At 65.3% G+C, this 13674-nt stretch carries 12 protein-coding genes; 5 read left to right on the plus strand and 7 right to left on the minus strand.

Annotated elements, in window-relative coordinates; all coding sequences use genetic code 11:
* Positions 1-207: 207 nt before the first annotated feature.
* Positions 208-2190 carry an alkaline phosphatase family protein gene (locus tag ACFPPB_RS16020; RefSeq protein ID WP_377328893.1) on the plus strand — a complete coding sequence of 661 codons (1983 nt, stop codon included), beginning with the start codon at positions 208-210 and terminating at the stop codon, positions 2188-2190.
* A gap of 63 nt (positions 2191-2253) precedes the next feature.
* Here ACFPPB_RS16020 and ACFPPB_RS16025 read toward each other — a convergent pair whose 3' ends face one another.
* The 4 genes from ACFPPB_RS16025 to ACFPPB_RS16040 form a co-directional block, all read right to left on the minus strand.
* Positions 2254-2670 carry a hypothetical protein gene (locus ACFPPB_RS16025; RefSeq protein ID WP_377328895.1) on the minus strand — a complete coding sequence of 139 codons (417 nt, stop codon included), beginning with the start codon at positions 2668-2670 and terminating at the stop codon, positions 2254-2256.
* 101 nt (positions 2671-2771) lie between these two features.
* On the minus strand, positions 2772-2984 hold the full coding sequence (locus ACFPPB_RS16030) for a GDCCVxC domain-containing (seleno)protein (protein ID WP_377328897.1): 213 nt from the start codon (positions 2982-2984) through the stop codon (positions 2772-2774).
* Between the two features lie 80 nt (positions 2985-3064).
* The gene (locus ACFPPB_RS16035) at positions 3065-3358 is read right to left on the minus strand and encodes a hypothetical protein (protein WP_377328899.1); all 294 of its coding nucleotides are present in this window, start codon (positions 3356-3358) and stop codon (positions 3065-3067) included.
* A gap of 241 nt (positions 3359-3599) precedes the next feature.
* On the minus strand, positions 3600-5312 hold the full coding sequence (locus ACFPPB_RS16040) for an LTA synthase family protein (RefSeq protein WP_377328901.1): 1713 nt from the start codon (positions 5310-5312) through the stop codon (positions 3600-3602).
* Positions 5313-5503: 191 nt separating this feature from the next.
* Here ACFPPB_RS16040 and ACFPPB_RS16045 point away from each other — a divergent pair, with 191 nt between their 5' ends.
* A complete protein-coding gene (locus ACFPPB_RS16045) occupies positions 5504-7531 on the plus strand; it encodes a bifunctional 2',3'-cyclic-nucleotide 2'-phosphodiesterase/3'-nucleotidase (RefSeq protein WP_377328903.1) in 2028 nt (675 codons plus the stop codon).
* Positions 7532-7600: 69 nt separating this feature from the next.
* Here the strand turns inward: ACFPPB_RS16045 and ACFPPB_RS16050 are convergent, their stop codons facing one another.
* The 3 genes from ACFPPB_RS16050 to ACFPPB_RS16060 form a co-directional block, all read right to left on the minus strand.
* Positions 7601-8653 carry an NAD(P)-dependent alcohol dehydrogenase gene (locus tag ACFPPB_RS16050; RefSeq protein WP_377328904.1) on the minus strand — a complete coding sequence of 351 codons (1053 nt, stop codon included), beginning with the start codon at positions 8651-8653 and terminating at the stop codon, positions 7601-7603.
* 78 nt (positions 8654-8731) lie between these two features.
* On the minus strand, positions 8732-9139 hold the full coding sequence (locus ACFPPB_RS16055; RefSeq protein WP_377328906.1) for a (R)-mandelonitrile lyase: 408 nt from the start codon (positions 9137-9139) through the stop codon (positions 8732-8734).
* A gap of 25 nt (positions 9140-9164) precedes the next feature.
* Positions 9165-10148, minus strand: coding sequence for an aldo/keto reductase (locus ACFPPB_RS16060; protein ID WP_377328908.1), 984 nt, complete (start codon positions 10146-10148; stop codon positions 9165-9167).
* 117 nt (positions 10149-10265) lie between these two features.
* On the opposite strand from ACFPPB_RS16060, the gene ACFPPB_RS16065 reads away from it, so the two are divergent.
* The 3 genes from ACFPPB_RS16065 (at position 10266) to ACFPPB_RS16075 (ending at position 13453) form a co-directional block, all read left to right on the plus strand.
* Positions 10266-11156 carry a LysR family transcriptional regulator gene (locus ACFPPB_RS16065; RefSeq protein WP_377328911.1) on the plus strand — a complete coding sequence of 297 codons (891 nt, stop codon included), beginning with the start codon at positions 10266-10268 and terminating at the stop codon, positions 11154-11156.
* Between the two features lie 259 nt (positions 11157-11415).
* A complete protein-coding gene (locus tag ACFPPB_RS16070; protein ID WP_377328913.1) occupies positions 11416-12234 on the plus strand; it encodes a creatininase family protein in 819 nt (272 codons plus the stop codon).
* A 49-nt stretch (positions 12235-12283) separates the two neighbouring features.
* Positions 12284-13453, plus strand: coding sequence for a YncE family protein (locus ACFPPB_RS16075; protein WP_377328915.1), 1170 nt, complete (start codon positions 12284-12286; stop codon positions 13451-13453).
* Positions 13454-13674: the final 221 nt, after the last annotated feature.

Genomic DNA, 13674 nt, shown 5'->3' on the forward strand with positions numbered 1-13674 from the left:
CGAGGGTGACGCAGCACAGGTGAAACATCGCGGCAACTCCAGCGGCAAGCACTGCGCTGACGAAATAGCCGCCACGCATGACAATCGCATGTTAGTCCTGGCCGCCGCCTCGCGGATCAGCCGCGCGGGTTCCCTGTTCGGCCCATAGACCGCAAACTGCAACATGCGGCAGGCAGCATGTCGCGTTCGCCACCAACCGGGTTGCCCATGACCATCGTGTTCCATCGCCGCTTGCTGCTGCCACCTCTCCTGCTTGTTGCCCTGCTGGCTCTCCTGCCCTGCGCGCAGGCGGCGTCCGCCACCGCGGGATCGCAGCCGCACCGGGTGATCCTGTTCGTGTGGGACGGCATGCGGCCGGATGCGATCAGCGCCGAGGACACGCCGAACCTGCTGGCGCTGGCGCAGCGCGGCAGCAGGTTCGAGGACAACCACTCGACCTACCCCACCTTCACCATGGCGAACGCGTCGAGCTTCGCCACCGGCGCGTTCGTCGGCCCAACCGGTTTCTATGGGAACCACTTCTGGGCACCGGGCGCCAGCGGCCCCAATGCCAAGGGCGCCGCCGTGGATTTCCACAACCCGATCTTTACCGAAGACTATGCCATTCTGCGCGATCTCGACGCGCACTTCGGACACGCACTGCTGGAATTGCCCACGCTGTTCGCGGCGGCGCAGAAGGCCGGCCTGACCACTGCCGCGGTCGGCAAGTCCGGCCCCGCGTTCCTGCAGGACTATAAGCAGGGCGGCGTGATTCTCGACGAGAACACCGCGCTGCCGCTGGCGTTCGCCAGGGAGCTGCAGCGGGCCGGCTACGCCTTGCCTGCCCATACCGCGAACACCTATTCGTCCGCCCAGCTCAGCCTGCGCGAGGACAACGACTCGCCCACCGAGCAGGGCAAGATGGTGACGCTGAAGGATGGCGTGACCGCGGACGCCACCGCCGCGGTGGAGACCACGCCGGCACCGGCCAACGCCTGGATGATGAAGGTGTATCTGGACGTGATCCTGCCGAACCACCGGCCCGATCTCAGCGTGGTGTGGCTGCGCAACCCGGACACCACCCAGCATATGTACGGCGTCGGCTCGCCGGAATTCCATCTCGCCTTGAAAGCGCAGGACCAGCTGCTGGGCCAGCTCGAAGCCCGGCTGCAGCAGCTCGGCATGGCCCAGGACACCGACATCATCGTGGTGTCCGACCACGGCCACAGCAACATCGCCGGTCCGCGCGACCTGTTCCCGCTGCGCCAGATCAACGATGGCCGCGTCGCCGGCATCGACAACGAATGGGGCTACTCGGTCTCCGGCGGTATCCGCCTGGCCGATCAGCTCACCCGGGCCGGCTTCAGCGCGTTCGACGGCTCCGGCTGCATGTACGTGCCGGTGCTGAGCGGCCTGCGCGCCGACGGCAGCTCGCTGCAACCGACCCGCTTCGACGACGACGGCCACCTGTGCGGCAAACCCGGTCCGTACACCACGCCCAGCTACGTCGTGCCCGAACCGCTGCCGAAGGATGCGCTGGTGCTCGCGTCGAACGGGGGCACCGAATACCTCTACCAGCCCGAACACGATGCGGCCCTGATCAAGCGCACGGTGCGCTTCCTGCAGTCGCGCGAATACGTCGGCGCGGTCTTCGTGGCGAAGCGCTACGGCGACATCCCCGGCACCTTGCCGGCGGAAAGCGTGCATCTGGAGAACGCCGCACGCGGGCCGGACATCATCATCAGCTACGCCTGGAATGCGGACGCCGTGATCCAGGGTTTCCGCGGCACCGAATACGCCAGCCAGGCGAACGAGCGCGGCGAACACGGCAGCTTCAGCCCGATCGACGTGCACAACACCTTGCTCGCCGCCGGCCCCGGCTTCCGGCACGGCTTCAGCGATCCGCTGCCCAGCGGCAACGTGGACGTCGCTCCCACCATCGCCGCCCTGCTCGGGCTGTCGCTGCCCAGGGCGCAAGGCCGTGTGCTGCACGAGGCCCTGGCCGGCGCACGGATGCGCCCGCTCGCCGACTACCGCGTCACGCCGACCTCGCTGCAACCGAAAGAGCCCGCCACCGGCCTGAGCATGCGGCGCATCGACGGCAGCCCGCTATCCGCCACGCGCTTCGACTTCACCGTGCGGCTCAAGCAGCTCAGCGCCGGCGGCAAGAGCTGGACCTATTTCGACCAGGCCGGACCGGAGCGCCATTGAGCGCAACGACCGCGCTCACGGTCGCCGCGCCGGATCTGCGGGGCCAGACTGGCTATTAGCCGACTATTTCCTGGACGGGTTTTTCTTTGCCGCGCGTGGAGCGGTTTTAGCCACGCTCTTCTTGGTCGCGGCAGGCTTGGCATTCTTCGCACCCGGCGCCTTCTTGACGGCGCTCTTGCCGGCGGCGACTGCCGGCTTGTTCGCAACCGGCGCGACCGCCGCCTTCTTCGATGCCGGCGCGGCGTTGGCTACCGGCTTCGTCGCGGCTTTGGCGGCCTTCTTCGGCTTCTTTGCAGTCACGACCCCCGCAACCGGGCCGGCGTTGATGGCTTCGCCAAGCGTGTTCAAGAACTTCTCCGGCGCCCAGGCACGCTGAAAATGCGCCACCATTTCCCGGAAGACTTCACTCTGCTCCAGCATCAGAGAAAACAAGTCATGTTTTTTCGATTTGTCCTTTTTATGCGATTTGTCTTTGCTCATGATCCGGCCTCGGCAGTGATGGGAATTCAATGTAGCCGAGGCCAGGACGCTTTGCCACGGGCCCTTCGCGGGATGGGCAGTGGCCTGTTTTTCTTATACCCCTATCGGCAGCATCGCTGTTGCTGCATCGGTGGGCACGGCACGCTGCCGTAGGAGCAGAACACGCAGCAGTCACCGGCTTCCGGACGCAGCAGCTCGCCGCAGCCTGTGCACTCGTAGAAAAACTGGCAGGCATCGGTAGGCATGGTTTCGGTTGCCTGATGGCCGCAATACGGACAGGTCAACGTGCTCTGCAGAACCGGTCGAGTCTTCATCGGTTTTTTTGCCGTGGACCAGGCGAACGACGCTTGTGCAAACGGGAACTCGCGCCAGCATATCTCCGTTCGCGCTTTTTCTAGCGTGAGCCGCGCTCGGCGCCGCCGGCTCCATACAGGTCGCGATAGAGCTGGCTCACCCGCTGTTCCAGTTCACCGCCCCGATGGGATTTATCGAAGGCGTCGTTGAGCTGCTTCTCGGCAAGATGGACGTGGCGCAGGAATCGCCTGGTGTCGCTCGAGAGACCGAGCTCGGTCATCTGCCGTTCCAGGCTTGCCTCGTTGTCTGCAGCGAGTGTCTGCGGGTTTCCTGATGCGGTTTCGGTGACCATGGGCGTGTCGGGGCTGACGGTGTCGGGGCTGATGTCGTTCATGACATTTCCCACGCAAGACGCTTGCCATCCCGGACGCCGCCGCGGCGTCATGCAGGTGCGCCGATCCCGCATGCCGCCCGGCTGCCCGCATCCGCGGGAAGCGCAGCATCTGGCGATGCGGTCTTGGCGGGTTCCGGCGAACCCGCCTCCGCCCAATGACGACAGAAACTGCCCTTGTTTGACACCCACGTTCAGGAAGAACGCCCCTCCAGGCGCGTTTCCGCATGTTCGTCCATCGTGGTCACTGGTACACGTGCAACCGCCCGATCGTCCAGGCGTGGTAGGACTCCAGCAGGCCCGGCACGGCGCAGTCGTCGTACAAGCCGTTGCAGCGCCTGCGCAGCTCGGTCGCCGCCGAGAAGTACGGATCGGTCGGCACACCGGCCGCCTGCAGCACCATGCTGGGCAGGAATGCAATGTCGAGCATCGGATAGTTCGGCATCGGCGTGGCCGTGAAGTTGCTCTTCAACATGTAGTAAGTGAGGTAGTCGCGGTATGGCCCCAGCCCAGGCGGCAAGCTGCGCGCCAGCGCGCGGATCTGTCCGCCGAAGGACGGCTGATGGTCGCCGAAATGCACCAGCACGGTGGGCTGCGGGCGATCGAGGAAATCGCGCTCCAGCCCGCGCATCGCCACATCCGAATCGTGCAGGCGCGACAGATAGGTGTCGAAATTCAGGCCCGCGTCCTTCGACAGCCCGCGCAACAGGTTGCGGTACGCCGGCGGCAGGCTGGACATAGGATCGTCGTCGTGCGGCCCATGCTGGTTCAGCGTCAATATCATGATGAACACCGGTTGCCCCGGCTTCCTGACCTTGTCGTAGATGCGCTTGGCCGCGGCGAACATCTGCGCGTCGCTCTCCTCCCATTCCTCCAGGCCCAGCTCGTTGGCACCGTACAGGTGGTCGAAGCCATAGGCCCGATACGCGTTGCGGCCGTTGATGAAACTCGCTTCGGTCGGATAGATGCCGATGGTGAGGTAGCCGAGCCGGCGCAGCTGAAGTGCCAGCGCATCGTGGATTTTCGGCGCCAGCACGTACGGCGCATACATGCCGCCGGGACCGAAGATGTCCTGCGGCATGCCAGTCAACGCGGCGAACTCGCTGACCCAGGTGCCGCCGCCGAACGTGTGCACGCGCAGCACGCCATGCGCTCGCGTGCGCATGTCCGGCTGGAACATTTCGGCGCGGCACGGCGGCACGTTGCAAGTGTTGTAGATCGACGGATCGAACGTGCTCTCCTCCAGCACCTGCACGATGTCCGGATACGGCGGATGCGCCCTGCCGGGCTCGCCCTGCGCGGTTTTGCCCCAGTCCTGCTCGGCGACGGCGTCGCTGGCCATCGGCGGCAGCTTCACTGCGGCGTCGCGGAAGGTGACGAAGAAATTGGTCAGCTGCGCATCGTCGGACAGCTTCTCCCACACATTGCGCGAATGCACCTGCGCGAACGGACCTGTCGGCAGCATGCACAGCCAGAACGCCAGCATGCCCAGCACGGTGCCGCCCAGGCGCACGCCGGCAGCGGGCCGCGGCCGCAGCCCCGCCAGCAGGCGCCAGTCCCAGCGCCACGCCAGGTACAGCAGCGGCGGCACAAGCACGCACAGGCCGATGCCCAGCGTGTACAGGTGCGGGTAATGGCGAAGCGTGTCGACCAGGCTGGTGTGCACGTAGTAGATGAAATCCGACGGCATCAGTTGCGAATCGAGGTAGCGCAGCTTTATCGTCGAAATGAATTTCAGGGCCAGAAACAGGCCGCCGCCGACCAGCAAAGCCGTCGCGAAGCGGCCGAAGGCGAACAGCAGCACGCCGAACGTGCACAGCATGAGCCCCGCGATGAAGCACTGCTGCAACAGCAGCGGCTCCTGCCGTGCGGTGAGCTCGATGCAGACGCCGAAGAAAATCAGCGCGCACAGCGATACCGCACCGGTTCGCACGAGACGTAACGAGATTCGAGGCATGAATGGACAGTCCCCCTGAAGGACCTTGTGTCACTGGAATGACATCTTACGGTCTTGGATCGGTAGCAAACAGGAATGATCGCCGGGCGTTCCACTGGCGTTGGGTATCGCACCGCCCGGCCGCGACGGCAAACCGCCACTGCGATCTGCTAGTTTTCACGGCCTGGACCCGCACGCCCCACGGACCTGCCATGCCGCTACGCCCGCCCCGCTTCGCCGCCCCGCTGCTCGCCCTGGCGCTGGCCCTGCTCGCCGGCTGTGCCGGTCAACCCTGGAAGTCCGGCGAGACACCCGACGGCGCGCGCGCGAAGGTGGTGATCCTGGAAACCACCGACGTCCATGCCAACGTGCTGAGCTACGACTATTACAAGCTGAAGCCGGACGACTCGCTGGGCTACGAGCGCACGGCCACGCTGATCCGCCGCGCCCGCGAGGAATTCCCCAACACCTTCCTGTTCGACAGCGGCGACACCATCCAGGGCAGCGTGCTGGCCGATTACCAGGCGCTGGCGAAACCGGTCGGCTGCGACCAGGAACTGGCGATCTATCGCGCGATGGACGCGATCGGCTACGACGGCGGTACCGCCGGCAACCACGAATTCAACTACGGCCTCGGCTTCCTGTCGCAGGTCACCGGCACGCCGATGAACGTGGATGGCGGCCACACGAACCGCTGCGCCGGGCCGCACTTCCCGCTGGTGCTGGCCAATGTCTACAGCGCGCGCGATGGCGAACCGATCTTCAAGCCATGGACGATCGTCCGCAAGACCATCGAGGCCTATACCGAGGACGGCAGCAAGATCCGCGTACCGCTGCGGGTCGGCATCATCGGCTTCACGCCGCCGCCGATCATGGAATGGGACAAGCAGAAGCTGGCCGGCAAGGTCAGTGTCAGCGGCGTGGTCGAGGCGGCGCGGAAGTACCTGCCGCAGCTGCAGGCGCAGCATCCCGACCTGATCGTGGCGATCCTGCATGGCGGCCTGGACACCTCCCCGTACACCCCGCAGATGGAAAACGCCGGCTGGTACCTCGCCGGCGTACCCGGCATCGACGTGCTGCTGCTCGGCCACTCGCACACCGAATTCCCCGGCCCGCACTACGCCGGCATGAAAGATGTCGACGCACGACTTGGTTTCGTCCGTAATGTGCCCGCGGTGATGGGCGGATTCTTCGGCAAGGACCTGGGCGTGATCCAGCTGGTGCTGAACCGTCGGCAGGATCGCTGGGCGGTCGATCTGGACAATACGCATAGCGAAGTGCGTCCGATCTGCCAGCTCACATCCGGCAAGGACAAATCAGGCCAGGAAAAGAGCTCTTGCGTGCCCGCCGATCCCGAAATCGCACCGCTGGTGCAGCAGGCGCATCAGGCCGCGATTGCCTTCGTCAACACGCCGATCGGCGAAAGCACCGTGCGACTGAGCAGCTACTTCGCCGACGAAGGCAACATGACCGCGCTGGCGCCGATCAACGCCGCGCAGGCCGACTACGTGCGCGCCGAACTGCCCCGGCTGCATCCGGAGCTGGCCGGCGTGCCGGTGCTGTCCGCCGCCGCCGCGTTCCGCACCGGCTTCGGCGGCCCCGACGACTACACCGACGTCGCCGCCGGCCCGCTCACCTTGCGCAGCGCCGCCGACTTGTACTTCTATCCGAACACGCTGGCCGCGGTGAAAACCGACGGCGCCGGCCTCAAGGCTTGGCTGGAAAAATCCGCCGAACGCTTCAACCGCATCGACCCGGCGAAGACCGGCGAGCAGCCGCTAGTCAATGACCATTTCCCCGGCTTCAATTTCGACCAGATCCAGGGCGGCATCCACTACGTCATCGACGTGTCCAAACCGGTTGGCCAACGCATCACGTCGTTGACGTACCGCGGCAAGCCGGTCGCCCCGGCCGAGCCCTTCATCATCGTCACCAACAACTACCGCGCCAGCGGCGGCGGCAATTTCCCCGGCCTCGACGGCCGCGACATCGTGCTGGCGGCGCCGGACGGCACCCGCGAGATCCTGGCCAGGTGGCTGCAGCGCCGGCACATGATCCGCAGCGCCGATCTCGAACCGACCTCGTGGAGGTTCGCGCCGCTGAAGACGCACGGCCCGGTAGTGTTCACCGCCGCCAGCGGCAAGCAGGACTTGGCGCGCGAGGCTGGCGTCGGCCATATCCGCCAAGTGAAGGACCACGGCGACGGCATGGCCACTTACGCGATCGATTTGTCGCGCTGACGCCGGAGCATACGTCGCCGCCTGCATCTCTCTCACGGCCGATGTCATTATTCGGCGCCTGAAGATCCCTCACCCGGCCAGCGAGGCATTGTCGATGACGAAGCGGTACTTCACGTCGCCCTTCAACATGCGCTCGTAGGCCTTGTCGATGTCCCGCACCGGTATCATCTCGACGTCGGCGACGATGTTCTTCTCGGCGCAGAAATCCAGCATTTCCTGAGTCTCGGCGAGACCGCCTATCATCGAACCGGCGATCGCGGTCCGCCTGAAGATGAGGTTGCCCACGCTGGGCGACGGATGCGCATGTTCGGGCACGCCGACCAGTACCAGCGTGCCGTCGCGTTTGAGAAGCCTGATGTAGGCGTCGAGGTCGTGGCTGGCCGCGACCGTGTCGAGGATGATGTCGAACGCGCCTGCCTGCCGGGACATTTCATCGGCGTTGCGCGATACCACCACCTCGTCCGCACCCAGGTTCAACGCGTCCCGCCGCTTGCCTGCCGAGGTGGTGAAGGCGACGGTGTGCGCGCCCATGGCGTGCGCGATCTTCACGCCCATGTGGCCCAGACCGCCGATGCCGACGACGCCCACCTTCTTGCCCGGTCCTGCCCGCCAGTGCCGCAGCGGCGAATACGTCGTGATGCCTGCGCACAGCAACGGCGCGACCGCGGCGAGCTGTTCGCGCGGGTGGCGGATCTGCAGCACGAAGCTGTCGCTGACCACGATGCATTGCGAATAGCCGCCCAGCGTGTGTCCCGGCGCATCCGGTGTCCGGCTGTTGTAGGTGGCCACGAAGGCGTTTTCGCAATACTGCTCCAGCCCCTCGGCGCAGGACGGGCAATGCTGGCAGCTGTCGACCAGACAGCCCACGCCCACGGTATCGCCCGCCTTGAAACGCGTGACATTCGACCCGACGGCGCTGACGTGACCCACGATCTCGTGACCGGGCACGCAGGGATACAACGTGCCGGCCCATTGCGAGCGCACGGTGTGGAGGTCGGAATGACATACGCCGCAAAAGGCGATATCGATCTGCACGTCGTGCGGCCCGGGCGTGCGGCGTTCGATGTCCATCGGTGCCAGCGGTTTGTCGGCAGCAAGGGCGCCATAGGCTTTGGTCGTCATGCAAATGGATCCTTCGACTTGTGGAGAAAGAACGGTCAAAGTAGCGCGCCTGTCGGAACGACAATGCGTGCGCGCGGCTCACCCAAGCGGCCCGGCCAGGTATTCCGCGTCGGTGACTTTCTGCAGCCATTCCACGGTCTTGCCGTCCAGTGCCTCCTGAATGGCGATGTGGGTCATGGCCGTGGTCGGCGTTGCGCCGTGCCAGTGCTTGTGACCCGGCGGGCACCAGATCATGTCGCCCGCACGGATCTCGACGATGGATCCTCCCTCGCACTGCGTCCAGCCTTTGCCCGCAGTGACGATCAGTGTCTGTCCCAGCGGATGCGTGTGCCAGGCGCTGTGCGCGCCGGGTTCGAAAGTGACGATGCCGCCACCCACGCGCGAGTCGCCGGTGCGCTGGAACGGCATGTCGATGCGCACGTTGCCGGTGAAATACTCGGCTGGTCCCTTGATGGATGGCTGCGAGCCGTTCCTGCTGATTTCCATGGTCGTTCTCTGATGGACGAAGCGATCACTTGCCCGCGCGTGCGGCGAGGTGGGCCGGATAACGATCGCCCTGCACATGGATGTCGGCCAGGGCGTCCTCGATCTGGCGCAGATCGTCCTTGCTCAACGCTATCGCCGCGGCGCCGATGTTTTCCTGCAGGCGATGCGGCTTGGTGGTGCCTGGGATCGGCACGATCCACGGCTTCTGCGCAAGCAGCCAGGCAAGCGCGATCTGCGCGAGCGTCGCCTGCTTGCCGGCGGCGATCCTGCCCAGCAGATCGACCAGCGCCTGGTTGGCCTGGCGCGCCTCGGGCGAGAAACGCGGCACGATGTTGCGGAAGTCGTCCTTGGCGAACGAGGTGGTCGCGTCGATCTTGCCGGTCAGAAAACCCTTGCCCAGCGGACTGAACGGCACGAAGCCGATGCCCAGCTCCTCGCAGGCCGGCAGCACGTCCTTCTCCGGCTCACGCCACCACAGCGAGTACTCGCTTTGCAGCGCCGCCACCGGCTGCACGGCATGCGCAAGACGGATCGACTGCACGCCCGCTTCCGAGAGACCGAAGTGCCTGACCTTGCCTTCGGCGATCAGGTCCCTGACCGTGCCGGCCACGTCCTCCATCGGCACATTCGGATCGACGCGATGCTGGTAGAACAAGTCGATGCGGTCGGTCCTGAGTCGCTTGAGCGACGCTTCGGCGACCTCACGGATACGCACCGGCCGGCTGTCCATGCCCGTCGTCGAGTTACCGTCCTTGAAGCCGAACTTGGTGGCGATCACCAACTGGTCGCGAAACGGCGCCAATGCCTCGCCCACCAGTTCCTCGTTGGTGAACGGTCCATAGGCTTCGGCGGTGTCGAAGAACGTCACGCCGGCTTCGACAGCCTGCCGAAGCAAGGCGATCGCATCCTGTTTCTCCATCGCAGCACCATAGGCGAAGTTCAGACCCATGCAGCCAAAACCGAGCGCCGAGACTTCCAGGCCGCTCTTGCCGAGAGTGCGCTTTTTCACGGTTTTGCTCCTGCCGAAAGGGGGGATGCACGTAGTCTGTGCCGGCGGCGCTTGCTTGATTAGACGGCGCAATCCGAATGCACCTATGATTTATATTCATTAATCGGCGACCGGCGCATGCCTCGCGAGAACTACAACGATCTGCTGGCCTTCCTGACGGTGGCGCGCGAACGGAGCTTCACCCGCGCCGCCGCGCAACTGGGCGTGTCCCCATCGGCGCTCAGCCACACCATCCGCGGACTGGAAGCCCGGCTCGGCCTGCGCCTGCTCACCCGGACCACGCGCAACGTCGCCCCCACCGAGGCGGGCGAGCGCCTCTTCCGGGAACTGGCACCCAACTTCGGCGACATCGATGCGGCCCTGGCGAACCTGAGCGAGCTGCGCGACAAGCCCAGCGGCACCTTGCGCATCACCACCGGCGAACACGCCGCCACGACGATTCTCTGGCCGGCGCTGCGGAAACTCTTGCCGGACTACCCGGACATCCACATCGAAGTCATTTCCGACTCCGCCTTGATCGACGTCGTCGCCCAGCGATTCGATGCGGGCATTCGTCTGGGCGAGCAGGTGGCCAAGGACATGGTCGCCACACCCATCGGGCCGCCGATGCGGATGGCCGTCGTCGGCGCGCCCGACTACCTTGCTTTGCGTCCGCCCGTGCATACCCCGCGCGATCTCACCGGGCACGACTGCATCAATATCCGCTTCCTTACCCATGGCGGACTTTACGCATGGGAGTTCGAACAAGACGGCCACGCCCTGAACGTTCGCGTGGAGGGCCGGCTGGTCTTCAACAGCAGCGGGCAGATCCGCACGGCGGCTCTCGACGGCTTCGGCCTGGCCTGTCTGCCGGAGGACATGGTGCTGGCGGATATCGCGGCGGGCAGGCTCGAGCGCCTGCTGGGCGACTGGTGCCCGCCGTTTCCCGGCTATCACCTCTACTACCCGAGCAGGCGCCAGCACTCGCCGGCGTTTTCGCTGCTGGTGGAAGCACTGCGCTACCCGTGAGGCCCTGCCATGCGGACGAAAGGCCGGCTGTCGAGGTTCCCTTATCGTTGTTCTCGACCCACTATAGGGGGCCTCGAAAAACCTGTGGCATGGACTGTCATCCCAGCGAAAGCTGGGACCCAGTGACTCTAATCCTTGAAACCCAAGGGCGCTGGATCCCAGCTTTCGCTGGGATGACGAGTACTGGCCGGGCTTTCGAGGTCTCCATAGGTATTCCCTCGCGCTACCGCGCGCGGACTCGCACCAGCAAGGACTGTTCATGATCCATCACCCATGGCGACGAGCCTTCGCCGTTGCCGTTTTGCTCTTCGCGACCCAGGCCGTGTTTGCGCAGACACCGAAAACCGTGCTGCTGCAGGACCTCACCTGGACCGAAGTGCGCGACCAGGTCCAGGCGGGCAGGACCACCATCATCATCCCGATCGGCGGTACCGAGCAGAGCGGCCCGGACGTCGCGCTGGGCAAGCACAACGCCCGTGCGGCGTGGTTGTCGCAGCGGATTGCGGAAGCGCTGGGCAATGCGCTGGTCGCGCCGGTCGTCGCGTATGTGCCCGAAGGCAGCTACGCGCCGCCGACGGCGCACATGCGCTTTCCCGGAACCATCACCATCCCCGACGAGGTGTTCGAGAAGATGCTGGAGTCCGCCGCGAACAGTTTTGCCGTGCATGGTTTCCGCAACATCGTCTTCCTGGGCGACCACGGCGGCTACCAGAACGATCTCAAACGGGTAGCCGCCCACCTCAACAAGAGCTGGGCCCGCTCCGCGGCGCGGGCCTTCGTGCCGCCGGAATACTACGGCGCCAGCTCGGACGGTTACGCGCGTATCCTGCGTCAGCGGGGTTATCGCGACGACGAAATCGGCACGCATGCGGGACTCGCCGACACCTCCCTGCAACTCGCCGTCGCGCCGCAGATGGTCCGGCTGGACCGATTGCACAGCGGCGCGAAACTCGGCCCGGCGGACGGCGTTTATGGCGGCGACCCGCGCCGCTCCACCGCGGCGCTCGGCCGTCTCGGTATCGACGCGATCGTGTCGCGCACGGTCGATGCCATCAGGAAGGACACCGCTGGGCGATAATGCGACACCCATACCCCACTACTTCCCATCACTGATAACGAAGATCGCCATGACTCCACGTTCCTCTCGTTTTTTCCGGATCGCCGCGTGTGTCGGCGTTGCCCTGGCCGGCGTCTGCGGTACGTCCATCGCCGCCGCACAGTCCGTGGCTACCGTGGCCGGCATGCCTGCCGTTATGAACGCCGGCAACATGTACAGCGAGGCCGGCGTCAATCACCTCAGTCCGGCGGTAGCTGGAGCCTTGCCGCGGATCTACGTTCCCAACCTGCGCTCGAACACGGTCTCCGTGATCGACCCGGCGAAGTTCAAGGTGATCGATACCTTTCCCGTCGGCCACAGCCCGCAGCACGTGGTTCCGGCATGGGATCTGAAGACGCTGTGGGTGACCAACAACGCCGAGGGACACAACGACGGCAGCCTCACCCCGATCGACCCGAAGACCGGCAAGCCGGGCAAGGCGATCGCGGTGGACGATCCCTACAACATGTACTTCACGCCGAACGGCAAGGAGGCGATCGTGGTGGCGGAGTCGCATGCGCGGCTGGACTTCCGCGATGCGCATACGATGGCGTTGCACGGCAGCCTGTCCGTGCCGCAGTGCAAGGGCATCAATCACGCCGATTTCTCGATCGACGGCAGGTACGCGATCTTCACCTGCGAATTCGGCGGCAGGCTGGCCAAGATCGACATGGTCAAGCGCAAGGTGGTGGGCTATCTGCTGCTCGACAAGAAGGGTATGCCGCAGGACATCCGCATCTCGCCCGACGGCAAGGTGTTCTATGTCGCCGACATGATGGCGAACGGGGTCTTCCTGGTCGACGGCGACAGCTTCACCAAGATCGGGTTCATCAAGACCGGCGTCGGTACGCACGGGATGTATCCGAGCCGGGACGGCACCAAGCTGTATGTCGCCAACCGCGGCTCCAACCGCATCCACGGGCCGCGCCACGGCAAGGGCAGCGTGTCGGTGATCGATTTCGCCACGCGCAAGGTCGTCGCGAACTGGCCGATCCCGCACGGCGGCAGCCCGGACATGGGCAATGTCAGCGCCGACGGCAAGCTGCTGTGGCTGTCGGGACGCTTCGACGATGTGGTCTACGCGTTCGACACCACCACCGGCGCGGTCAGATCCATCAAGGTCGGCGCCGAGCCGCACGGACTGGCCGTCTGGCCGCAGCCCGGGCGCTATTCGCTGGGCCACACCGGGATCATGCGTTGACTGGATATAACGAAAAGTTGCAAATGAATCTGTTGACCTCAGCGCAGCAATCCCTTTAAGGTCGGTTCCATGTCGCCGCTTTTCTCGCCAGCACGCATGCATTTCGCCCCGGCCTCCGCCGGGCACGTGCCGTTGCTGGCGGGCGTCAACATTCGTTCCTTCGCCACCACGATTACGATTACCACCACGACTCGGTCGGGGTGGGTGTCCGTGCGCGAATA

The sequence above is a fragment of the Rhodanobacter terrae genome, assembly GCF_042657005.1.
In the GTDB taxonomy this organism is placed as follows: domain Bacteria; phylum Pseudomonadota; class Gammaproteobacteria; order Xanthomonadales; family Rhodanobacteraceae; genus Rhodanobacter; species Rhodanobacter terrae.